The following is a 24975-nucleotide window of genomic DNA, read 5'->3' on the forward strand; positions in this document are numbered from 1 at the left end:
TAGATAAACTGACCCGTGCCAAGACTGCTTTCCGATCTTCGGGCAAATGAAGAAGGAAACGATTTATCAAGTACTACCATCCGTATGTAATGCACCTCATCATCTCGTGTATGGACAGGCGGCTGAACAGGTACCTGCAGGGCATGGCCTCCGGACAGACGGTCTTTGTCCGCAACGCCGGGGCCAACGTTGCCACCCTTAAAGACACACTGGGATCGCTGGAGGGAGTTGAGAGCGTTACGATAATAACGCACACGGACTGCGGTGCAATGGGCGTGGTCGAGCAGGTGCTCCGTGGAAACGACCGGCCGGATGATCTTGCGGAGTTCATGCGCCCGTTCATAGGCCTGAGGCCGGACAGGGATGAGATAGAGAGGGAGAACGGGGAGCTGCAGGCCGATGCCGTGAGGAAGATGATGGATGTGGAGGTCAAGAGCATTCTTGTGAATACAGGTACGCTGAGGTATGAGAGCACGGGAAGGTACAGGGCCCTCTTCATGAGGCCGTCCGGAAACACGGTGCCGAAGGAGAGGGTTGACAGCACCTACGTGATACAGAACAGCCCCGGGGACAGGAGTACCGACATATACATTGCGAGGAACTTCCTGAAGATCAGGGAGTTCGATCAGGAGTGAGCCGGCCTCCTGAAGAGCACGATCCTGTTCGTGTTCGTGCCAAGCCTGTTGTTCTCAACACCCCATATGTGGGAGGTCTTGGTGAACCTCTGCACGTTTATGTATGTCACAACGTGTTCCAGGCCGGCCTCTGTGCCGCATTCCCTCACGATCTCCTTTAGGTCGGCCTTCCTGGTCTCTCCGACCTCGAAGGCCACGTAACCGCCAGGTTTCGTGATGCGGAACAGTTCCCTCATTGTTGCGGAAATGAAGGACTTCCAGGAGCCAAGGTCTGAGAGCACAGTTATGCGCCCCTTCACCTCACCTGCGTCTATGCAGTTGAACCAGAGCCTCATCCAGTTGTCCTTTGCGTAGTCGACGAGGTTGATGAAGGGCGGCGAAGTGACCGTGAGGTCCACAGTGCCGTCTCCGACCGATACGAGGTCCCTGCTGTCGTCCGACGTGAACCTCGCCTTGCCTGAGACTGCGGAGAGCCTCTCCAGGACTTCAGGGCTGACGTCCCTGAGGAGCGATGCACTCTTCCTCAGGACTATCTTCTTGACATCCCTGTACTCCGGCTCCTGCCCCAGCCTCCTGTTTATCCTCTCCTGCTCCTCCGGCGATGCGGCCTGGTTCGGTGGGAGGGAGTAGACGGAGAAGAAGCCACTGGAGTGCCCCGTGAGCCTGGTGGTGGCCACCATCCTTATCCACCTGTCGACCCTGTCCTCCTTTCCGGATTCCCTCCTCTCCATCAGGTAATCCCTGAGCGAAACGACCTCCGCCTCGGTCCTGGGGTGGTAGAACATGGAGAGGTCGATGCCTGCACGTGCACCGTAATCAACCGTGATGGATGACAGGCGCCGGGCCACCTCATCGAGGCCAGGTGGTTCAAGCCTGGGCCTTGTCAGAATTTCGGAAAGTGGGTTTGTGTCATTCGAGATAGGTGTCCTCAGGAGGAGGGCGGCCTCCACCGCTGTTGTGCCGCGACCAGAGAATGGATCGAACACCGTGTCTCCCGGGCTGGAATACCGTTCTATGAAGAACTTCGGTAGCTGGGGCTTGAAGCAGGCCCTGTAGGGCACCTCGTGGAGGCTAGACGCCTGCCTCTGCCTGTTGGTCCAGAAGGAGCCGGTGACGTCACTTGCGTCTGACTGCATAGCAGGGCTCAGAGGATGAGCAGCGGGATGTACATCTCCGATGCGCTCAGCCCGCTGTGTGACCCGACCATGGTTGGCGGGTTGCTGTTCCTGAAGTTGTAGAAGTAGCCCCTATTGTCCGTGGGCACCGCTATGAAGTCCGGCATGACGTCGTCCAACCTGGGCCCCTTCGACGGCCCCATCAGGCCCTTCAGCTCCTCGCTGTTCTTCGCGAACACCTGCATGTTGCCGTACCTCTCCTCGAAGTAGCGGGCTGCGTCCTGGCCGCCCCTAATCATCACAGCCCTGGGGTCGCCGTACGGCGGGCAGTTCAGGAGGCCCATCAGGTCCTGGTTGTCGTTCATTACGACCCTCTCGCTCAGCTCTATGTGCCCGTGGTCAGCGGTGAGCAGGAACCTCCACCTCCCCCTGAACTGTTCGAATACAGACAGCACCCTGCTGAATATGTACCTTGCAGATTCCACCGTCGGATCAGATGAGGGCCCGTATGCGTGCGCCATCTGGTCCACGTAAGGTATGTAGAGGTGCACGAAGTCATAGCCCTTCTCCAGTGCGTTCCTGTAGACCTGGAACGCGTCGAACACGGTCTTGTATGTCTGTATTTCCGCGGTTCCATAGAGCATCCTCGAGTATTCCGACTGCCATATGTTGGACGGCTGGATTATCAGGACCCTCTTGCCCATGTCGCAGGCGCTCTTCACGGTGCTGCGGAAGTAGAACATTGAAGCCATTGGCTCCACCTTGGCCAGCATGTCCCTGCCGAAGCCCTGTGCCGCTGTGTACTCAAGGGTATTGACCACGACACCGAGTCGCTTGGAGTAGAGCGTATAACCTATGATGCCGTGCTCCGACGGGTACCTGGCGGAGAACAGGGTGGCGAGCACGTTCGAAGTGGTGGATGGGAACACTGTCGTGAACCTCTCCGCGCTGGATATGTCCAGGCCATAGGCCTCGCACATCTCCCAGCCGAGGCCGTCCACCAGTACGAGCGAGAGGGGCAGGTCCGTGTCCTCCACCTCGCCCAGCACCCTGGTGCTCACGTCGGCATCGATCCTGAGCTTCCTCGCTATTGAATTGGCGAGCGTGTATATTGACCTTGACCTGTAGTCCGGGTATACGAAAGACACGCTGTGGTTATCTGCCCATCGGATAAAAGGATTGCAATGGCGCCCTCCGGAAAGCGCATGCAGCCCGGGCCCGAAAGGCCTCAGGGGTCGGTGCTGATGGACTGACGCCATGTACATATCGGCGCCACTCTCTCACTGCAGAGCCGCCTCGACCGCTAAGAGCAATATTATGGCCCACGGGCACTCACACATGCGGAACAGCCTCCCCTGAGACGCCGACTCCCCTCCTGAGGTCCTCCAAAATCTCGGCCAGGTTCACTTTCATGAGCGTGCAGACAGGCATCCTGGAGGACACCTCGCTGTACAGGGTGAGGTAGGTGGGCAGGTCGAGGTCCTGCTGCCTGATGGACCTGTCAAGGTAGGCAGAGTAGACCAGGCGCATCCCCCTGTAAACGTATACCTCGCAGGAGCAGAGGACGGGTATATCCTGGAACTCCGGACCGCTGTTGAAGTCCTCCCAGTCAATGTAAAGCGTGGCCCTGTACCTCCCGGCCCGTGCCTCATAGAGCTCGTAGGTGTCCACGGTGACCCTGGACGCGTTGGCCCTGACCCAGGAGGCGAGTTCTGAGAGTTCAGATTCCGGAATGGATACGTCCCTGGGCCTCTGCAGGCATTCCGGCGGGCCGGAATGCCCCAACAGTGCATACATGATGATGAAGGACATGACAGATACAGTAACGAGGACCAGGATGAGGGTCGGCCAGGGCACGGACGCTCCGCCGGGACTGTGGAGAACAGGAATCGCTGAAGCCAGGTTGATCGTTCAGACCACCTCCCCCATGTATATCGGTGAGAGCGAGCGCCCGCCGCCTTAAATCATGTGCCACGCTCCTCCAGTACCTGTTCGAGAAGATCTCCTCTCTCCCCTGCGGTTCAGTGTGGCAAGCCAGTGGTTGCCCGCTCACCATGGCAGTAGCGGAAGATAGCCCGGCCTGAGTGCCCTGGGTTCCCGGGGAAAACATAGGGGGCGAAATATTTTAACCGCCTCTCACTGATTCATCCATGGACTCCCTCAGGGCCGCCACCATCAGCGGCGTGGCCGCCATGGTGACGGTGTGGGCCTTCATCCTCACCTCCATGCACCTGAACCCCTGGTTCTCCGTGACCGCTAATGCCCTCAGCGACCTGGGCGGTGGGAACCTCACGGCAAACGGACACCCTGCGCCCACCGATCCGTGGGTCTACAACGCGGGCCTCATGGTCACGGCAGTGATCATAGTGGCCTTCGCTGGCATATGCATAAGCATGTCCCGGGACAAGCTGGAGACGGTGGGCCTTTCATTCTTCGTGATATCTGCCCTGTTCCTGGCCCTCATAGGCATATACCATGAGGGCACGTACCCGCATGACTTCGTATCGATCTGGTACTTCATCCTGGCGTCCATAGCGTTCGTGCCCGTGTCCCTATCACTGGCGCTCAGGAGGAGGCCCTTGGGGGCTGGTATGCTCATAACAACCGTCCTGGCATGGATCATATACGCGACCGTCAGGTGGCAGTCCGTGGCAGAGGGCGAGATATTCGGGATACTCGTGATCGAGCTCATCGTTTCTCTCTACCTCACGGACATGTGGAGGCACAGGAGTGAAGAAGGGGCACAAACTTAGATTACCTCTGCCATGCATCAATTCAATGGACACCGCCGTGTGTCGAACTATAACTTATGACTTCTGGGGTGAAGTGAAATTATTTTAATATGTTAAGGTACTTTCCTAACAATGACAGTCACAGGCACTCATGTGCGCTCCTCATGGAGGGGCGTTGCCTGGGGAGCATTCTTCGCCTCCTGGGGAGGCTGGCTCCTCGACGGTTTCACAGCATCGGTGTATGCCTTCGTTGCGCTTCCCGCGACGCAGTACCTTCTTCCGGCATCGCACATCCCCCTGAAGTACGAGAGCTTCTTCCTCGCGGCCTTCTTCTCAGTGTTCCTCATCGGGTGGGGTACCGCATTCATTTTCGGGCCACTAGGTGACAGATACGGTAGGTTCAGGGTCCTGGCCATCAGCATAGCACTCTACGGAGTGGGTTCTGTGCTCAGCGGACTCTCAACTAACGCCTACGAGTTTATGGCTTTCAGGTTCATCACGGGCCTCGGTATCGGCGCGGAGTGGTTTGTCGGTGGGACCAGCGTTGCTGAGATCTTCCCAGAGGACAGGAGGGTGTTCGGTGCCGGCCTATTCCACTCCGGCTACTACTTCGGCTACTTCTTCGCTGCCCTGGCAGCGCTGTTCCTGCAGTCCATCATCGGCTTCAGGGGCATGCTCATCCTCGGCGTAATACCGGTGGCCTTCATAATGTACATAAGGTACACAACAAAGGAGCCTGAGAGGTGGGAGAGGGCCAGGGAGAGGATGGGCGGGAACATAAGCTCCTGGAAGGCGTTTAGGTCCATATTCAGCAGGGAGTACCTGAGGGTCACCGTGGTCTCCTCCGTGGTCATGGTAGCGGTCATCCTGGGCCTCTGGAGCGGCACTGTATATGTGCCCACGGCGATAGAGAAGATGGCTGCCATAGACGGAATAGCGAAGACGCAGTTCCTGAGGCTCTCGGCGCTTGGAGGTGCTGTCACTTCAACCCTCACAATCGTTGGCTGCATCCTCATGCCGCTGATGGCAGAGAGGGTGGGCAGGAGGATAACTCTTATCGTTTTCCTTGCCTGCATGGCCGTGTCTGTCTACGTGATCTACGGAATAGTCTACTACCTGCACAGCCTCACGGACATGTTCGCCCTCCTTGTGCTGCTGGGCTTCGGAGGGGCCGATTTCTCCGTCTTCTCCCTCTGGCTGCCTGAACTCTACCCCACCGAGGCAAGGAGCAGCGGCTTCGGCGCAGTGACTACACTCGGCAGGTACTTCGCTGCTGGCTTCGAGTTCCTCATAGGCATAATAACCCTGGCCGTGGGCTTCGGCCATGGCATTGCGTACACCGCCATAGCATTCGTGGCTGTGATGCCGCTTGTCTTCCTGATCAGGGAGACCAGGGGCAAGGGCCTCAGGGAGGAGGTGCTCAGGGGCTGATGGCCTCACCCCTTCCTTCCCAGCAGCATCCAGCCGTACAGGTCGGTGTACTGTGAGAAGTCCAGGTTGCCGTGCACCTCGGTGAAGTTCCTCCTGTAGTAAAGGTCGGCTGCCATCCTGACCAGCCTTTCCCCCGTGTCGGTATATGCATCGTAGAGATAGGTCAGTGCCATGAGCCTGGCGAAGCCATCGGCTATCTGCTTCTGGTAGTACTGTAGAGTGCCGGACTCCTGCGCTCCGTACAGGGTGTCCATGACCGAGTCCAGCGCGACCTTTAGGTTGCCCGAAACCGCCCTGTCAGAGGCGTCCCTGACCCTCTCCACCTCCTCCTGGATGGCCTCCCTGACCCTGGGCAGCACCTCCATGAAGTCCAGGGCCTGTATGTTGCTGGTGCCCTCCCATATCGACGTTACTATGGCGTCCCTGTGCAGCTTCTCCACCACATACTCCGAGAGGAATCCCCTGCCGCCCATGAGCTCCATGGCGTACCTCGTCACCCTGTCGGACGTCCAGGCGGCCAGGTTCTTGGCCAGGTGCGACAGGGCCCTTGCGTATTGGTACAGCGGCGTGTAAGGTGGCCTCTCGTCTATGCACCTGGAGAACCTGTCCGCAGCGACGAGGGAAAGTACCGTGGCCGCCTCAAGGTCAGATTCGAGTTCAATGAGGTCCCGCTGGGCCAGGGGATGCTCCACAACGGGCCTGCCGAAGGCGCTCCTCGCGGATGCGTAGAGGCAAGCCTCCCACAGTGCCTTCCTCGCCATGCCCACAGCGGCCATGGCATCGTCTATCCTGGACATCGTAAGGATCTCAAGGGCCTGGTATATCCCGTCCCCCTGCTTCCCGAGAAGATAGGCCTCTGAACCCTCCAGGATGACTTCACCAGTTGGCACAAGTACCGTGCCGAGTTTGTCCTTCAGCCTCCTGACCTCGTAGTTGGGGGTGCCGTCGTCCCTCCTTGCCGGTACGAAGAAGGTGCATACGGATCTGATGCCTGGAGGCGAGCCCCTGACCCTCGCCGTCACTATGGCGCCGTCCGCAAGTCCCGCGTTGCTGGCGAAGTACTTGTTACCACCGTGCAGCCTGAACCTCTCACCGTCTGGAACGGCCTCCGTTCTAGTGTTCGCCAGGTCACTGCCTGCCTGTATCTCGGTGTAGAACGTGGCCCCAAGCCACATGTCAGGGCCAGCGAACCTCTCAACGTACCTATCAAGGGCGCCGCTGCCGTATTTCATGAGAGCGTAGAGCGTCTGGCCCGTGAGGGTGAGAGTGCAGAACAGGCCCGCATCGGAGACCAGGTAGGCGGAGAGGAAGTGCGTCATCAGGTCTCTTTCCCTGTATATTGAGGAGTTCACGCCCATCCCGTGGAGGCGGCGCAGTATGTCCCAGTGAGATCGGGAGAGCCAGACCGCATCGAGCCTCCTGTCATCAATGCCGTAGCTGACCAGCTTCGGGCGGCCGAAGTGGTCAAGGAACATGGCCTCCTCCATGAGCTCCTCTGACACATAGAGGCCGAGGCCCGAGAGCGTGCCAGACCTTTCCCTGAAGCCTGTGTACTCCAGGAATGTCCTGAGGGGCCTGTCCTCACTGAAGTAGTTGATCCCCTTTGACAGGAAAACGCTGGAGAAGTCGAGTCTCATGGGGAATGCATGTTGGAAAGCGTTAATAATGGTTTCACAGTGACCCCAGGTATAAAGGAATGCTCCCGTGGCTGCCTATGCCATATTCCGTCCCCGGAGGTGGCATGGAAATGAGGTCACCTGCAGGCCACGGTACCACTCGGACCGGCTGGTTTCCTGCCTTGGCGGGAGAGCGGGGTACCACCTAAAGGCTTAAGAAATAGAAGTAAATACGACCCCGCTCCTTCTTTAGGGGCGCTGGGGTGCTCCGACCCCGCTGGAATGCACCGATTCCAGGGGTAGAAGAGATGAGTGAACACAGGAACCTGATTCTGGCAAGCGTGATGATAGGCATGCTCATGTCGGCCATAGACACCACCATTGTTATACTGGCACTGCCGACGATCACAGAATCGCTCAAGGCACCCTTCCTTGACACAATCTGGGTCATACTGATATACCTACTGGTCCTCGCGGCGCTGACAACACAGCTGGGGAGGCTCGGGGACATATTCGGCAGGGGGAGGGCATTCAACATAGGCTTCCTGCTCTTCATAGCCGGCTCCGCTGCGTCTGGCGCCGCACCCGATGCCAGGTTCCTCATAGCGGCCAGGGCCTTCCAGGGCCTGGGCGCCGTCCTGATCCAGGGGAACAGCAGCGCCATAGTAGCTGACTACTTCGAGCCGAGCCAGAGGGGCAGGGCCTTCGGCATAACCTCCATGGGCTGGAACATAGGCGGTGTCCTCGGGATTGTCTTGGGCGGCATAATCACCACGTTCATAGGCTGGCGGTACATATTCTACATCAACGTGCCAGTGGGCCTCATAGGGTTCGCTTTAGGCCTCAAGTACATAAGGGACAACAGGAGGACAGAGACAAAGATCGACTATGCGGGCACTGTGCTCCTCGTGCTGCTGCTCTCCCTCATATCATACGGTGCGGTGGAGATCGCAGGCAACGGCGTGAAGGCCTCCTACATAGCCATGGTCCTGGTCGGCCTCGTCCTCCTTGTGCCATTCGTGCTCATCGAGAGGAGGGTCAGGGACCCCGTGATCTCGATGTCCGCCTTCAGGGAAAAGCTTCTCTCCCTGTCCCTGACGGCCGCAACGCTGCAGGCTGTGGGATTCCTCTCAGTGCTCTTCCTCATCATAATGTACCTACAGGGCATCAGGGGCATGACCCCCCTGGACGCCTCACTCCTCCTTGTCCCTGGCTACGTCGTGTCGAGCCTGCTCGCACCCAGGATGGGGCGCCTCTCCGACAGGGTCGGACCCAGGCTCATCGCTGGCACCGGCATAGCACTCATGGCAGTGGGCGTCCTCGTCTACCTGCAGATGGGGGTCAGCACATCGATATACATTGTTGTCCTGGGCTCGATTGTTACAGGGATCGGAGGTGCAATGTTCTGGCCCTCTAACAACAGCGCAGTCATGGCGGGGGCCCCTAGGAACCTCTACGGCTCAATATCTGGCCTCCTGAGGACACTGACGAACATAGGCACTCTCATGAGCTACGTCATAGCCATATCCATAGCCGCACTGTCGGTACCCAGGTACGTGGCATTCGAGGTCTTCCTGGGGGTCACGAAGCTGGTTGGGGGCGTGTCGTCAAAGTTCATGGTGGGGATACACGCCGCCCTGATAGCGAGCCTGGTTATACTCGTGGGAGCGGCGATTGCGTCCTTCTCAGGCGGGAACGGGAGGGCCAGGCAGGACTACCGACCCGAGTCTGCGGGTAAGAAGTGATGCTGGAATTTCCAGGGTCCCAAACCATTACCCCCGGGCCGCCAGGATTAACAGAATGCTGGACTATATGCCTGACATGGCATCCCGCAGGATTCTGTTTCCCTTGATGTTACACCCAGCTGCGTGTGATACGCGCCTGGAGCGATCCGGCCCCATCCCCTGAGTGCCAGTATCAGAGCACCGGGGTCTACGGAACATGGTGGAGGGGCATCACGACCTGCAAGGGCCCTGCGATCATGTGTTCGTGCCCGAAACGGTGTGAGGGGAGAAACTTTTAAGCCATCCAGGGATGCTCAAGCATGCTGAGGTCCCTCACGCTAATCCTTGTGATGCTCCTCATCCTAACCCTGATCCCGCTCTCACACCCTCATGCCCAGGTACAGGGCGGCGTTTTCCCGGGGAAGGGCATGCAGGTCAACCCGTTCAGCTCCTACCAGGCCGAACCGGCCCCTGTGGGCATAGCGGACTACGGCATAGGCCCAGGTGGCACCCCTTACGAGTACAGGACCAGTTCCTTTCTAGGCACTGTTAGCATAGGTTCGCTGCGAACCTATAACGGCTCGCTAAACAGCACCGCCAGCGACATGTCCATACAACTGAATGTCAACCTGGTCTTCAACGATTCCGGAGTGCAGTATGTGTACTGGGTACAGGACGTTGCGTTCCTGAACACCACAAATGGCCAGGTGTTCTTCATAGACAACATATGGAACATGAGTTCTCCAGGCGCGAGCATGTACAACTCAACGGTCTCAGGCAACGGCACAGTGGCGCCTGCGGGAAAGAGTATCGATTACTATTACTACGCGCCCAACAACACGCTCCCCGGCAACGGAATAGACCTGAGGTACCCTGCAACCCTCGACCTCATGGTCAACGCCACGCAGCCAGGCAGGGACCCCGAGGTCACCTTCTATTACAATGACGGGTACGGGTGGGTGGCCTTCGACACCGTTACATTCACCTTCGCAACCAACGTCTCCGGAAAGCCCGTGTTCGAGGTGAACGGCTTCCAGTACGAGCCCACAGGATACACGTTCTACGATGCGGAGCTCATACTCGGCGGGCCGGGGAACGGGACGGGCACTCAGGATATGGATTCGAATGTCTACCTCTCGCTCCTCTACTACAACGGCCACAACTTCCAGGAGATAGCGAACGCATACAACTTCGGCTCTAACACTGCAGAGACCCTGTGGAACGCCACGGACAGTGCCTACTACTACCCGCAGAACGGGTCGCTGTTCGCCCTTGTGAAGAACAGCTCCACCGGTGACGCCCTTGGAACCATATACACGAGCAACGAGGTCAGCTTCCTCAACATCTCCACCGGCTTCTACTCTGGGTACGTTGAGGTCAACAACACCGGGTATGCCTTCAGTGGCTGGTCAGCCAACCTGACACTGGCCCCCGGCACGTACGAGGTCAGGCTGCTGGACAGGGGCCAGGTGGTATTCCAGCAGAACGTGACTCTGAAGGCCGGCCATTACAGGCACCTGGACGCCGGGAAGCTCTACACCGTCACGTTCACAGAACACGGCCTCCCACAGGGTTACGGGTGGGAGGTCAGGCTGGACACAGGCACAGTGCTGAAGGGAGACGCGCAGAACCTCTCCGTGCAGCTCTCCAATGGAACCTACAACTATACCGTCATATCGCTTGAGAACACCTACTTACCTGTGAACTCCACCGGCACGTTCTTTGTCAACGGGTCCAACACCGTGCTGTATGTGAACTTCACGCTCCTCACCTACAGGGTCGATTTCATGGAGAGCGGCCTGCCTGCCGGCGCAAAGTGGTCGGTAACCATAGGCAACATGAGCGTCAGCACATCGAACAGGACCATAGTGTTCGAACTGCCCAACGGCACCTATAACTTCACTGTACACTGGAGCAACACCACCTATCTGCCATACCCGGACATGGGCACGTTTTATGTGGACGGGAAGGGCATTTCCCTTTACATAACGTTCTACAGCACACTCAACACCGTGACGGTGGAGGAGACGGGCCTCTCAGGGCAGGTGTGGAAGATCGTGGTCGGAAACTATACGGTCGAAACGTCCAGCACGGCCCTCAGCATACTCATGCCGAACGGGACATACAGTGTCCTGGTACAGGCTCCTCCCGGGTACAGGGCAGAATACAACAGCACCCTGAGGGTGGACGGTTCCAACGTGACACTGCAGATAAAGTTCGAGAAGGTGTCAAACGGCCTCCTGACGTTTGGCCTCGTGATCCTGATCCTTGTTGCGGTCGTGGTGGCAGCCGCAGTGATCAGGAGGAGGTGAGGCCCCCACCTCCGTAGGTGCACCAATAAGGTACCCGGCCGGTTGGGTTTATTAAAGAACATGCACTATCAACGCATCATGCTGGCAATGGAGCCCGTCATACGTTTCGAAACATCCAGGCCGGATTCCGTGCTCGGGCCCCACACTGAAGGGGAGATGGTGAGGATTAACGCCTACCTGCCGCTTGCCTTGGAGGCATGGGTGGAGACGGCCGGCGGGAGGATCGGCATGGAGGAGGTGGGGGAGAAGTTCTTCACGTGCCTTGCAGGCAGGGAAGTCCTTCCGCATGAGTACTGGGTGTGCTACAGGGAGATCGGTGGGTACGTCTCAAGGCGTAAAGACCCTTACTCCTTCAGGCCGTCCATAAGCGACTTCGAGATATACCTGTACAAGAGCGGCAGGCTCTACGAGAGTTACAGGACCCTGGGTGCCCACATCATGACGATAGAGGGCGTCGAGGGCGTGAGGTTTGCCGTGTGGGCGCCGAACGCCAGGGCGGTGTCCGTGATCGGGAACTTCAACCACTGGAAGCACGGGGCGCACCCCATGGTGAACGTACAGGACTCGGGCATATGGGAACTCTTCGTGCCCGGGATCGGTGAGGGTGAGGTATACAAGTACGCCGTGCGCTGGAGGGACGGCACGGTAAAGGAGAAGGCGGACCCGTACGCCTTCAGGACAGAGAAGAGGCCGAACACCGGTTCAGTGGTCGCCTCCCTGGACTATGAGTGGAGGAGCAGCTTCAGGGGTGAGCAGTCTGATGCTTCAAGGCCCATGGCCGTCTACGAGGTGCACCTGGGCTCCTGGAAGCGCGACCCTGCCCGGCCCAACGACTTCCTTTCATACGACAGTATAGCAGAGGACCTGTGCAGGTACGTGAAGAGCATGGGCTTCACGCATGTGGAGTTCCTGCCCCTCATGGAGCACCCCCTTGACGAGTCCTGGGGTTACCAGGTCACCTCGTACTATGCGCCGAGCGCCAGGTACGGCGATCCTGTGGGGCTGAAGAGGCTCATAGACCGGCTGCACTCCGAGGGCATAGGCGTGATCCTGGACTGGGTCCCCGCACACTTCCCTGACGATGACTTCTCGCTCTCAAGGTTCGATGGAACGCACCTCTACGACCATGAGGACCCGAGGCTGGGCAGGCACCCTGACTGGGGTACCAGGATATTCAACTACGGCAGGAACGAGGTGCGGAACTTCCTCATATCGAGCGCGCTATTCTGGCTCAACGAGTACAGGGCAGACGGACTCAGGATCGATGCAGTATCGTCGATGCTCTACCTGGACTATTCAAGGAAGCCAGGTGAGTGGATACCGAACCGCTACGGGGGGAGGGAGAACCTTGAGGCCATAGAGTTCCTCAGGGAACTGAGCAGGGCGGTGAAGCAGTACAGGCCCGATGCTGTTCTCATTGCAGAGGAGAGCACAGCCTGGCCCGGCGTCACAAGGACACCGGAGGAGGGGGGCCTGGGCTTCGACTACAAGTGGAACATGGGGTGGATGCACGACACCCTGGACTACTTCTCCAGGGACCCCATCTACAGGAAGTACGAGCAGGACAGGCTGACCTTCGAGATGTGGTACGCATACAGCGAAAGGTACATACTGCCCCTGTCCCACGACGAGGTAGTGCACGGCAAGGGCTCACTGATAGGCAAGATGCCAGGCGATGCCTGGCAGAAGTTCGCCAATCTGAGGCTCATGCTCTCCTACATGTTCATGTTCCCTGGCAAGAAACTCCTCTTCATGGGAAACGAGATAGGGCAGTTCTCGGAGTGGAACGTGAAGGGGCAGGTGGACTGGGCACTGCTCTCCAGGACCGAGCACAGGGGCCTCCAGGTCCTGGTCAGGGACCTCCTGGCCCTCTACAGGGAGACGCCCGCACTGCACCAGGGCGACTGCGACAGCCAGGGGTTCAGGTGGATAGACTTCTCGGACAGGGACAACAGTGTCATAAGCTTCATCAGGAGAGGTAAGGGTGATGAGGTGGTGTGCGTGTTCAACATGACCCCGGTGGTCAGGCACGGGTACAGGGTCGGTGTACCGGAGCCAGGGTATTACAGGGAGGTCTTCAACTCGGATTCTTCATTCTACGGGGGCTCCAACACCGGCAACATGGGCGGCCGGTCCTCTGAGAGGGTGCCCTTCCACGGCTTCGGGCAGTCCGTTGAACTGACGCTGCCGCCACTGGCCGCTATCATGCTAAGGAGGGATTGACCTGTCAGGCACCATAAGGATAAGCCAGGTATGGCCCGTGGTCGAGTGCAACCGGTACCCGGTGAAGAGGACCGTTGGCGAGGATGTTGAAGTAAGGGCGAGGGTCTTTTCTCACGGCACTGACGTTGTCCTGGCAGCCCTGAGGTACAGGGCCGCCGGTGGCAGGTGGAAGGAGGTCCGCATGAGACCGCAGCCCGACGACTACTTCACCGCATCGTTCACGATAGAGAGGCTCAGCGACTACGAGTTCTCGGTCGCAGGGTGGCACAGCCCGCTCCTCACATGGGCCAGGGACTTCGCCAAGTGGTACGCTTCTGGCGAGGACGTGAGTATGGACGCGGAGGAGGGCAGGGAGATACTGTCAAGGGCCCTCGGGAAGAGGCCTGCCAGCAGGGCAGCGGTGCTCAAGCGCCTCATGGAGGCCATAGTTGCCAGGGACTACGGCACCATCGCTTCCCTCTCCACCTCACCCGGACTGACGGAGGCGGCTTTCCTGTTCGACAGGAGGCTGCACCTGGAGGAGGGCGAGGCCGTAAGGGTCAGGGTGGAAAGGGAGGAGGCAAGGTTCGCATCATGGTACGAGTTCTTCCCCCGCTCGTGCACCTCCGACCCGGGGAAACACGGTACGCTCAGGGACTGCACGGCCATGCTCAGGCATGCCAGAGACCTCGGTTTCGACACAGTGTACATAACGCCGATCCACCCGATAGGCAGGACGAACAGGCGTGGAAAGAACGGAGTGATACCGTGCGCGCCCGGGGACCCGGGGAGCCCGTGGGCCATAGGGAGCGATGAGGGCGGGCACAAGAGCGTGAACCCTGATCTCGGCACACTGGAAGACTTCAGGGAATTTCTGAGGAAGGCGAGGTCGATGGGCCTCGAGGTGGCCATGGACATCGCTCTCCAGTGCTCCCCCGACCACCCGTACGTGAGGGAGCACCCGGAGTGGTTCAGACACAGGAAGGACGGTTCGATCAGGTATGCGGAGAACCCGCCGAAGAAGTACTTCGACATATACCCCTTTGACTTCGACACCACCGACAGGGAGGGCCTATGGAACGAGATGCTCTCCATCTTCCTCTTCTGGGCAGAGCAGGGCGTCAGGGCCTTCAGGGTCGACAACCCGCACACCAAGCCCACAGACTTCTGGGAGTGGCTGATAGCGAAAGTGAGGGAAAAGTACCCTGATGCCATATTCCTCGCAGAGGCGTTCACGAGGCCATCCATTATGTACGAGTTATCGAAGGTTGGCTTCTCCATGTCGTATACATACTTCACATGGAGGAACTATGACTACGAGATCAGGGACTACTTCACCGAGATAAACAGCGGCGAGGTGGCGGAGCATTTCAGGCCCATGCTCTTCACCAACACCCCCGACATACTCACAGACGTTCTGCAGAAGGGGGGCAGGCCAGCGTTTATGATGCGTGCAGTGCTTGCGGCCACGCTGTCACCGCTATGGGGCATATACAGCGGCTTCGAGCTCTGCGAGAACAGGGCCAGGCCGAACTCGGAGGAGTACTTGGACTCGGAGAAGTACGAGGTGAAGGCCAGGGACTTCGGTGCCCCGGGGAACATAAACGCCTTCATAGCGAGGCTGAACCAGATCAGGAGGGAGTGCAGGCCCCTGCAGTTCTTCAGGAACGTGGAGTTTTACAGGTCAGACAACCCGAACATAGTGTGTTACTCCAGGTGGCACGGTGATGAGTGGGTCTACGTGGTTGTGAACGTGAACCCATTCGAGGAGCACTCCGCAACGGTGCAGGTGCCAGTATGGAAGTTCGGCATTGGCTTCAACGAGCCCTACAGGATGGAGGACCTGCTCAGTGGTGAAGTTTATAACTGGGTTGGGGAGTACAACTACGTGAAACTCACACCAGGAGAGAGGTGTGCACACGTTCTGAGGAGGAGAGCATGATAGACAGGACGAACCTCCTCTGGTACAGGGATGCGGTCTACTACGAGCTGCACGTGAAGTCTTTCTACGATTCCAACAACGACGGGATAGGGGACTTCAACGGCCTTAGGGAGAAGCTGGATTACCTGAAGGGCCTGGGCATAGACTGCGTCTGGCTCCTACCCTTCTACAAATCGCCCATGAGGGACGACGGGTACGATATATCCGATTACTATTCGATACAGCCGGAATACGGGACGATACAGGACTTCAGGAAGTTCCTTGACGAGGCGCACGACATGGGCATAAGGGTCATCGCGGACCTCGTCCTGAACCATGTGTCGGACCAGCACCCCTGGTTCCAGGAGGCCATAAAGAGCAGGGACAGCCCGTACCATGACTGGTTCGTCTGGAGCGATACAGACCAGAAGTACAAAGGCGTGAGGATAATATTCATAGACACAGAGAAGTCGAACTGGACCTGGGAACCGAACACGCAGCAGTACTACTGGCACAGGTTCTACAGCCACCAGCCGGACCTGAACTACGACAACCCAGCGGTGAGGGAGGAGATAAAGAACGTGGTGCGTTTCTGGCTCCGCATGGGCCTGGACGGGTTCAGGTGCGACGCAGTCCCGTACCTGTTCGAGAGGGAGGGGACCAGCTGCGAGAACCTACCGGAGACGCACCAGTACTTCAAGGAACTCAGGAGGATGATCGATGAGGAGTTCCCGGGCTGCATCCTCCTGGCCGAGGCCAACCAGTGGCCCACGGAGGCGAAGCAGTACTTCGGGAACGGCGACGAGTTCCACATGGCCTTCAACTTCCCCCTCATGCCCAGGATCTTCATAGCTCTGGCCAGGGAGAACGCCTTCCCCATAGAGGACATCATAAAACAGACGCTGCCAATACCTGAGAACTGCGACTGGATGATATTCCTCAGGAACCATGATGAGCTCACGCTCGAGATGGTGACCGATGAGGAGAGGGACATAATGTTCAGTGAGTACGCTAAGATACCGAGGATGCGCCTGAACCTGGGCATAAGGAGGCGCCTCGCGCCCCTTGTGGACAACGACAGGGCAACACTGGAACTGCTGCACGCGATGCTCCTCACGCTGCCTGGGAACCCAATCCTCTATTACGGGGACGAGATCAACATGGGCGACAACATCTACCTGGGCGACAGGAACGGCGTCAGGACGCCCATGCAGTGGAGCGCAGACAGGAACGCTGGCTTCTCCAAGTGCGACCCGGAGATGCTCTACTCCCCCGTCATAACGAACCCGAACTACCACTACGAGACCTTCAACGTTGAGGCGCAGTCCAGGCTCCAGACATCGTTCCTTAACTGGCTTAAGAGGATAATAAGGGTGAGGAAGCGCTACTCCCTCGTCCTGGGCCGCGGGGAGATAGAGTTCCTGCACGGCGGCAACGAGAGGGTCCTCGCCTACCTGAGGAAGTACGGGGAGCAGAGGATGCTCTGCCTCTTCAACCTGTCCAAGAAGCCCACCTACCTCCAGCTTGACCTCAAAGAGTACAGGGGCTACACCCCTGTCGAGACCATATCCCAGGAGCCGTTCCCGCCCATAGGAGAGCTGCCGTACTTCTTCACCCTCCCCGGGCGCGCATACTTCTGGTTCGAACTGCAGCAGACGCAGGGTGGTGCACAGTGAACGGCGGCCTGGAGAGGTTCCTCTTACAGACGGTGCCGAAGATGAGGTGGTACCCCTTCAAGAGGGAGAGGATCACGAAGGTCTCGGTGGAGGGGCAGGTAAGGATAGATGGCGAGAGGTCTGTGGTGTGCTGCAGGTATTTCTTCAACAGCGGCAGGAGCGAGCTCCTCATGATACCTGTTGTGGAGATGCACGGGGAGGCCCTTGACGGCACACAGGACGAGGTGGTGCAGGACCATCTGCTCCAGATGATCGACATGGCCTCCGGGGAAGGCGTGGTTTTCCAGGGCAGGAGGTTCAGCGGCGCACCCAGGAGGTACGGAGAGAGGAGGATCTTCCAGGGGGAGCAGAGCAACACCAGCATCCTCTTCGGCAGGGAGGTGATGCTGAAGGTCATAAGGAGGTTCACCCCTGGCCCCAACCCTGACTGGGAGATGCCCCTCATGCTGAGGAAAGGTGGGTTCAGGAGGGTGCCAGAACCCATCGGGATAGTTGAGGCAGTTATGGGCAGCGAGAGGGGGACATTCCTGAGCGCTTCAGGGTTCGTGGAGAACGACGGCGATGGCTGGTCAAGGTTCACGTCAACGCTCACAGGCAGTGGCAGTGGCCTGAAGGCAGATGTCACTGACCTGGGTGAGAACCTTGCCAGGATGCACAACATCCTCCTGGAGTCCGGGAGCGAGGTGGCATCCAGGCAGAGGATAGAGACACTGAGGGCATCCGTCATGCGGAACCTCTCCGCACTGAGGGAGAGGGTGCAGGAGGGCAGGCCTTCTGAGGTACTGGGTTCACTCTCACTTGTGAATACGATCGACGGTTCCCTTGCCAGCGTCCTGGGGACGAGGTTCTGCAGGATACACGGGGACCTCCACCTGGGTCAGGTGCTCCACAGCCCGGACGGGTATTACTTTATAGACTTCGAGGGGGAGCCGGCAAGACCGCTGGAGGAGAGGATCGCCATGAACTCGCCCCTGAAGGACCTGGCTGGCCTGGTGCGCTCGCTGCACTACGCCGCCACTTTCGCCTGGAAGGTGGGTGGCGCGGACAGGGACTCCATGGAGGCATGGTATGGGGAGCATTCCGACCTGCTCATCAGGAAATACATGGACAGGTCGGAACTGGTGGATGAGATGGGGGAGCAGAGGGCCACCGCAGCCCTGAGGTTCTACACAATAGAGAAAGCGCTCTACGAGGTAAGCTACGAGATGAACAACAGGCCCGACTGGGTCCAGATACCCCTAGAGTACATAGGTGGCCTCATAGCATAGTTTTAATATTGTACGAGAGCTGCAAGGGGGTGGATATGCTGAAGGTTGGCAGGGGCTCCCCGTTCCCCGTCGGACCCACGTGGTCCGAGGAGGAGGGGGGCGTTAACTTTTCAATATTCTCGGAGAATGCTACCGCGGTCTACCTTGAGATCTATGGCAGGCCTGATGACAGGGACCCGAAGGAGGTCATAGAGTTCAGGGAACAGGACGCCTTCCTGTGGCACTCCTTCGTCTCAGGCCTGGGCCCCGGCACCCTGTACGGGTACAGGGTGGACGGCCCATACGAACCGGAGAAGGGGCTGCGGTTCAACAGGAACAAGCTCCTCATAGACCCCTATACCAGGTCGATAACGTCGGAGATAAAGTGGAGCAACGACCTCTTCGGCTATAATATAGGTGATAGCAGGGAAGACCTCTCCTTCAACGAAGCCGATGATGCCGGAAACATGCCGAAGTGCGTCATCGTGGACGGGAACTTTGACTGGAAGGGGGACAGGAGGCCCAGGCACGAGTGGACAAGGACGGTCATATATGAGACGCACGTGAAGGGCATAACCGCAAGGCACCCGGAGATAGAGGAGGAGATCAGGGGCACATACAAAGCAATGGCGTCCGACAGGGTCATCTCTTACCTGAAGGACTTGGGCATCACCTCCGTGGAGCTCATGCCCGTGCACCACCATGTGGACGACAAGTACCTGGTGGACAGGGGCCTCAGGAACTACTGGGGCTACAACACCATAGGCTTTTTCGCCCCTGACTTCAGGTATTCCAGTGACAAGTCTCCGGGCGGGGCGGTGAGGGAGTTCAAGGAGATGGTCAGGCGCCTGCATGAGAACGGCATAGAGGTCATCCTCGACGTTGTATACAACCACACGGCGGAGGGCAACCACCTGGGCCCCACCCTGTCCTTCAGGGGCATAGACAACCTCTCCTACTACCGTTTAGACCCAAAGAACCCCAGGTACTATGTGGACTTCACCGGCACGGGGAACAGCCTCAACGCCTCAAACCCCTACGTGCTGCAGATGGTCATGGACAGCCTCAGGTACTGGGTACTGGAGATGCATGTGGACGGCTTCAGGTTCGACCTGGCCGCAACGCTTGCAAGGCAGCTGTTCGATGTTGACCGCCTATCTGCTTTCTTCGACATAGTGCACCAGGACCCTGTGATATCAAGGGTCAAGCTCATAGCGGAGCCCTGGGATGTTGGCCCTGGCGGGTACCAGGTGGGCCAGTTCCCGGCGCTCTGGGCGGAGTGGAACGGAAAGTACAGGGACTCGATGAGGAGGTTCTGGAGGGGGGACCCCGGGATGATGGGTGAGTTCGCCACCAGGCTCTCCGGCTCGCCTGACCTGTATGAGGAGAACGGCAGGAGGCCGCACTCAAGCATCAACTACATCACATGCCATGACGGCTTCACGCTCAACGACCTCGTCTCCTACGAGAGGAAGCACAACGAGGCCAACGGCCACAACAACGAGGACGGCACAAACGACAACTACAGCGTCAACTTCGGCGTGGAGGGGCCCACTGAGGACAGGGAGATCCTGGCAAAGAGGATGAGGAGGATGAAGAACTTCATGATAACGCTCTTCACCTCGCAGGGCGTCCCGATGCTGCTGGGAGGCGATGAGATAATGAGGACGCAGCAGGGAAACAACAACGCCTACTGCCAGGACAACGAGATATCTTGGTACGACTGGAACCTCGACGAGAGGAAGAAGCACTTCCTGGAGTTCGTGAAGCTGGTCATACACCTCAGGAGGAACAACAACGTCCTGAGGAGGAGGAACTTCCTGAGCGGCGAGAGGCGACCGGACACAGGGGCCAGGGACGTAATATGGCTGAGGCCGGACGGCACGGAGATGACGCAGGAGGACTGGTCAAAGGCAGAGCAGAAGTACCTGGCCGTGCACCTCTCGGGTAAGGTCAGGGACCCGTATGACGAGGAGGCGACAAACGGTGACCTCATACTCCTGTTCAACGCTTCCGACAGAGATGTTATGTTCAACCTCCCGCACAGCGAGCGCGGCTGGAAGGTGCTCATCGATTCTGTGAGCGATTCCCTCCAGTACTACCCTGCCCCTGTCTACCAGGACCGCTACCTGCTGCGGGCCGATTCCGCTGCGGTGATACAGGAGATGTGAGCGTGTGCCCCTCCGTCATGTATATTACGGCCGAGGAGTCCTCAACGGCCCTGGTGTTCTCCCTCTCCCCTCCGTACTTCTTCCACCCCGTGTCCAGGAGCACCCTGGAGAGGGGGAGGAGCATCCTTCCGTTGCCGGGGAATGAGAGGGCCACGTTGAGTGTGTAGCCGTCGTGCCTGTATGCGAACACCACACCCCTCTGGCCGAACTTCCTGGCACCTATGAACTCCGAACCGATCACCATGGTCCTCCTCATGGATATCAGGTCGCTATAGAGCCTCCTGCAGCTGCTGTTCGCCGCCTTCGTGAGGGAACGCCAGTCCAGCTTGCTCCTCTGGAAAGCGGACACGTCCGTGGGGTCGTAGAGGTCACCTGTGCCGCCGAAGGCCATGAACTCCCTTTTCCTGCCCTCCCTTATGGCCTTCTTCATCTCCCCGTCCGGCGGGTCGGAGAAGAAGAGAAAGGGGTTCTCCTCCATGTACTCCTCACCCATGAAGATCATGGGCGTGAACGGAGACATTATCGTTGCAACGGCGCCTATTTTGTACGTCTCGAAGTCAACCAGGGTGGACATCCTCTCGCCCCTGAACCTGTTGCCCACCTGGTCGTGGTTCTGCATGTAGACGACGAAGCGCCACCTGGCAAGCCTTGACGCATCGGCCCCGTGCGTCTTCTGCCTGTATGCGGAGTAGCGGCCGTTGTAGACGAACGAATGGTTGTATGCGTCCACCAGGTCCTCTATCCTCCCGAAGTCGGAGTAGTAGCCGTTGTTCTCGCCTGTCATTACCGCATGCAGTGCATGGTGGAAGTCGTCGCTCCACTGCCCATCGAAGCCGTAGCCGTAGGGCCCCGGCGATACGACCCTCGGGTCGTTCAGGTCGCTCTCCGCTATGAGCACGACCACGCGGCCCTCCTCCTGCGCAACCCTGTTCGCCCTCTCCGTCATCTCGGTGAGTATGTGCTTCGGTGAACTGTCAAAGATCGCGTGCACGGCATCGAACCTCAGGCCGTCGAACCTGAATGTCTTAAGCCAGTACTCCACGTTCTGCGCGAATATCTCCCTGACGAAGTCAGAACCGGGGCCGTCGTAGTTGATGCACCTGCCCCAGGGAGTGGAATAGCGTTCTGAGAATATGTTGCACAGGGGGTAGAAGTGGTTGCCCACCGGGCCGAGGTGGTTGTATACAACGTCCAGGATGACGGAGAGTGCCAGCCTGTGGCAGTGCTCCACAAAGTCCATCAAGTCCCTGGGGGTGCCGTAGTTGTGGTTTGGCGCGAAGGGAAAGACGCCGTCGTACCCCCAGTTGAAGGATCCCATGGCCTCCGCCACCGGCATGACCTCGATGGTGTTCACGCCAAGGTCCAGGAGGTCATCCACCTTCTCCGCCGCTGCCCTGAACGTGCCCTCGGGGGTGAAGGTGCCCACGTGCATCTCGTATATTATGGCATCCTCCAGGTGCCTCTCCGGGTTCCTGACCCTCTTCTCTGGACCGGGAAAGTACATGGCGGTGGGGCCGAACACGCCCTCCGGCTGGTATCTCGACAGAGGGTCCGGTACCTTCGACCCGTCCTGGAGCACATAGAGGTACTGCTTCGAGTCGCCAGGCACGTCAACATGGAAGGTGCCGTACTCGCCCCTCTCCATTGCATATAGATTGCCGTCAACCTCTACCTTCATCTCCTTCTGGAGGGGCGCCCAGACCGTTATCCTGATGTCCTGGCCGTCCCTCCTGGCCCCGAGTTCCTTTGCTATCTCCCTTGGAAGCCTCAATTCAGTTCCCTCCAGAGCAGGTCAGCATAGGTCCTGCCGGGTGAATACATCCCGGCATATATGTTTCCGTCCCTCATGCTCCTCCAATTCCCTGGCGGCAGCTGCACCTCTGAGCCGCAGACGGAGAGGAGGGCAAAGGCCTCCACAGAACCGTCGGTGGAGTGTACCCACAGCCTCCCGCTGTCCTTGAATGCGCCCAGGAGCCTCACCGAACCCCTGCCGTTCCTGAAGAGTGAGAGGGATTTCCTCACCATTTCCTGCTTCCATGGCACCTCCTCTCCCTCCCTCCTGCCCTGCCCCAGGGCCTCAAAGTCCATCTGCCTCCTGTTGTCAGGGTCAACGAAGCTGAAGTTCCCCACCTCGGAGCCCTGGTAGAAGTCAGGGACGCCCGGGCATATGACCTTGCATGCTGTTGCGAAGAGCGATATCTCGTTTGCAAGCAGCCTGACCTTCTCCGAGATCGCCCCCAGGCCACCATCTTCCATCATTTCCCTCGCTATCCCTGTGACCCTGCTTTCATAACCGGTGTCCGGTGTCTCCCATGATGTGACCAGGGAGCTCTCCCTCATGGCCTTCGTCAGGTGGGCAGTGAGCCTTTCATAGACATGCCCGTTTCCGTGGAGCGCGATGGCCAGCTGGAGCGCAGCGCTCAGGTGCTCGGCCCTAACGTCAGGGAACGTCCTTGCATACCTGACGAGGTGCGCTGTGTACTCGTCGGCAAAGTAGGATATGGCCGTGACCCTCCACCTCAGGTCCTCGCCCAGCTTGGTGTCGTGCGTGGATGTTGCGTTCATGGAAAGGGGCCACCTGGAGCGGCCCTCAATGAACCTGGTGAACTCTTCATGCGATGAGGCCGGGTGTGACGGGTCATGGCCCACCTCGCATATTGAGATGAGTGGCGTGTACCTGTAGAAGGCCATGTCCTCAACAGATTTTGCGTGGCAGGAGACACAGAGCTGCTGCAGCCTCCTCACGGCATCAACGAGCCTCCTGTCGCCCAGGTGCTCACTTATGACCCGTGATACCTGGCCGGGTATCTGTTCCATTATCTCCTGTATCTCTGAAGACACCCTACCGCTCAGGTAATACCTGTACCTCCCTGCCCTTACAAGGAACTCGACCACGAACTTCTTGTACTCCTCAAGGGGGGCGTCGTAGGCTTCGGGATAGCCCTCCATGGCCTTCTTTAGCGTGGACGAGACGAAGTCCACATCGGGCCGGAGGCCCCCTTCTATGTTAGCGAGCTTGCACTCCTCCACCACCTTCCCGAAGCTGGCCTGGCCCGTGAGGCCCAGGTAAGTGCGCAGTACCTGTGAGAACCCATCGTTGCTGACCAGAAATGAGTCCAGCGCGTACATGAAGTCGTAGCCGGTGGTGCCCTCCACGGGCCAGTCGGGGTGCAGGGCCTCGTTCCGTGACAGGACCTTCTCCACATAGACCTTCAGTCCGCCGAGCCTCGAGCGAATGGACTGGAGGTAGCCTGTCGGGTCATAGAGGCCGTCTATGTGGTCGATCCTCACGCCATCTATTATGCCCTCGGAGGCAAGGCGGAACAGGAGCGCATGGGTATCCCTGAAAGCGTTCTCGTTCTCCTGCCTCACGGCAATGAGGTCGTTGACCATGAAGAAGCGCCTGTAGTTGATCTGTGCGTTCCCGTAGCGCCAGTACATGGGGTGCATGTTGAGCATCCTCACGAGCCTGTGCTTCTCTGTTTTGTTCGCTTCGATTGTCCCATCACCCCTCCTAGGGAAGTTCTTCAGCTCCCCGGCCACATCCCTGGGCACAGGCCATGTACCTGAGGGGGTTACGAGGCCCGGGCTGTCACCTGCAACGAAGGTTAGTGTGCCCTTTTCCAGGCAGGCATCGTAGGGTTCAGGGAGGAACGGAAAGGCGACCTTCCAGTCCTCCTGGCCACTGTGCCTGAGGTCAAGGTATGTTGAGTACCTGGAGGCGAAGCCGTTGACCATGAAGTCCCTGAGGAACACGTTCTCCGGGCTGTAGGCCATGTGGTTCGGAACAAAGTCAATGATTATGCCCATACCCCCGGACTGGCAGGCCCTGGAGAGCGAAATTAGATCCCTTTCACCACCCAGCTGCTCGCTTACCTTCGAGTAGTCCACAACATCGTAGAAGTGGCTGCTGCCCTTCCTTGCCTCGGTGATAGGTGAGAGGTACAGGTGCGATATCCCCAGACCTTTGATGTAATCGAGTGCCTTCAGTGCGTCACCGAAGCGGAAGCTGCCGCTGAGCTGGAGCCTGTAAGTGGACGTGATTTCCGGCACGGTACAGAGAGGGATTCATCGTGTAAAACCTTTCAGCCAAAGTCACTAAGGGTCAAAAGAAGAAGTTGATCGTGTTGGCCCATAGGAAAACCGATATAAAATAGGTTCAGTGGCATCCTCACCCACTATAACTTAAACCA

16 protein-coding genes are annotated in these 24975 nt (G+C 58.5%); 10 read left to right on the top strand and 6 right to left on the bottom strand.

Annotated elements, in window-relative coordinates:
- The first annotated feature begins 89 nt into the window (after positions 1–89).
- On the top strand, positions 90–635 hold the full coding sequence (locus IEW66_RS06990; RefSeq protein ID WP_188681516.1) for a carbonic anhydrase: 546 nt from the start codon (positions 90–92) through the stop codon (positions 633–635).
- On the opposite strand, the gene IEW66_RS06995 is transcribed toward IEW66_RS06990, so the two are convergent.
- The 3 genes from IEW66_RS06995 to IEW66_RS07005 all read right to left on the bottom strand — a co-directional run bounded on the left by IEW66_RS06995 (position 626) and on the right by IEW66_RS07005 (position 3607).
- A complete protein-coding gene (locus tag IEW66_RS06995; protein WP_188681517.1) occupies positions 626–1771 on the bottom strand; it encodes a DNA methyltransferase in 1146 nt (381 codons plus the stop codon). The two genes, IEW66_RS06990 and IEW66_RS06995, sit on opposite strands and share 10 nt — an antisense overlap.
- Before the next feature lie 8 nt (positions 1772–1779).
- A complete protein-coding gene (locus tag IEW66_RS07000) occupies positions 1780–2898 on the bottom strand; it encodes an alkaline phosphatase family protein (protein ID WP_188681518.1) in 1119 nt (372 codons plus the stop codon).
- Between the two features lie 184 nt (positions 2899–3082).
- Entirely contained in the window at positions 3083–3607 is a 525-nt protein-coding gene (locus IEW66_RS07005; RefSeq protein ID WP_188681519.1) for a hypothetical protein, read from the bottom strand.
- Between the two features lie 293 nt (positions 3608–3900).
- Here IEW66_RS07005 and IEW66_RS07010 point away from each other — a divergent pair, with 293 nt between their 5' ends.
- Positions 3901–4503, top strand: coding sequence for a DUF998 domain-containing protein (locus tag IEW66_RS07010; RefSeq protein ID WP_188681520.1), 603 nt, complete (start codon positions 3901–3903; stop codon positions 4501–4503).
- Between the two features lie 111 nt (positions 4504–4614).
- Positions 4615–5913 (top strand): MFS transporter, encoded by a 1299-nt coding sequence (locus IEW66_RS07015; RefSeq protein ID WP_188681521.1) that lies wholly within the window; start codon positions 4615–4617, stop codon positions 5911–5913.
- A gap of 5 nt (positions 5914–5918) precedes the next feature.
- Here the strand turns inward: IEW66_RS07015 and IEW66_RS07020 are convergent, their stop codons facing one another.
- Positions 5919–7550 (bottom strand): acyl-CoA dehydrogenase family protein, encoded by a 1632-nt coding sequence (locus IEW66_RS07020; protein WP_188681522.1) that lies wholly within the window; start codon positions 7548–7550, stop codon positions 5919–5921.
- 287 nt (positions 7551–7837) lie between these two features.
- Here IEW66_RS07020 and IEW66_RS07025 point away from each other — a divergent pair, with 287 nt between their 5' ends.
- From IEW66_RS07025 to glgX, 7 genes are all read left to right on the top strand, one after another.
- Complete coding sequence (locus tag IEW66_RS07025; RefSeq protein ID WP_188681523.1) at positions 7838–9274, top strand: MFS transporter; 1437 nt, start codon at positions 7838–7840, stop codon at positions 9272–9274.
- A gap of 299 nt (positions 9275–9573) precedes the next feature.
- A complete protein-coding gene (locus IEW66_RS07030) occupies positions 9574–11565 on the top strand; it encodes a thermopsin (protein ID WP_188681524.1) in 1992 nt (663 codons plus the stop codon).
- A gap of 87 nt (positions 11566–11652) precedes the next feature.
- Positions 11653–13788 carry a 1,4-alpha-glucan branching protein GlgB gene (gene glgB / locus IEW66_RS07035; protein WP_229657552.1) on the top strand — a complete coding sequence of 712 codons (2136 nt, stop codon included), beginning with the start codon at positions 11653–11655 and terminating at the stop codon, positions 13786–13788.
- A gap of 19 nt (positions 13789–13807) precedes the next feature.
- Positions 13808–15709, top strand: a complete 1902-nt coding sequence (locus IEW66_RS07040; RefSeq protein ID WP_306789771.1) for an alpha-1,4-glucan--maltose-1-phosphate maltosyltransferase — start codon at positions 13808–13810, stop codon at positions 15707–15709.
- Positions 15706–17364 carry a maltose alpha-D-glucosyltransferase gene (gene treS / locus IEW66_RS07045; protein ID WP_188681526.1) on the top strand — a complete coding sequence of 553 codons (1659 nt, stop codon included), beginning with the start codon at positions 15706–15708 and terminating at the stop codon, positions 17362–17364. Before IEW66_RS07040 ends, treS begins: the two co-directional genes overlap by 4 nt.
- A complete protein-coding gene (locus IEW66_RS07050; RefSeq protein WP_188681527.1) occupies positions 17361–18632 on the top strand; it encodes a phosphotransferase in 1272 nt (423 codons plus the stop codon). Before treS ends, IEW66_RS07050 begins: the two co-directional genes overlap by 4 nt.
- 35 nt (positions 18633–18667) lie before the next feature.
- Positions 18668–20782 (top strand): glycogen debranching protein GlgX, encoded by a 2115-nt coding sequence (glgX, locus tag IEW66_RS07055; protein WP_188681602.1) that lies wholly within the window; start codon positions 18668–18670, stop codon positions 20780–20782.
- Here glgX and treZ read toward each other — a convergent pair.
- Positions 20679–22553: a malto-oligosyltrehalose trehalohydrolase gene (gene treZ, locus IEW66_RS07060; protein WP_188681528.1), complete on the bottom strand. Its 1875-nt coding sequence runs from the start codon at positions 22551–22553 to the stop codon at positions 20679–20681. The two genes, glgX and treZ, sit on opposite strands and share 104 nt — an antisense overlap.
- Positions 22550–24835, bottom strand: coding sequence for a malto-oligosyltrehalose synthase (gene treY, locus IEW66_RS07065; protein WP_188681529.1), 2286 nt, complete (start codon positions 24833–24835; stop codon positions 22550–22552). The genes treZ and treY overlap by 4 nt, the downstream gene beginning before the upstream one ends.
- Positions 24836–24975 lie beyond the last annotated feature (140 nt).

The sequence above is a fragment of the Thermogymnomonas acidicola genome (genome assembly GCF_014646795.1).
Classification (GTDB): Archaea; Thermoplasmatota; Thermoplasmata; order Thermoplasmatales; family Thermoplasmataceae; genus Thermogymnomonas; species Thermogymnomonas acidicola.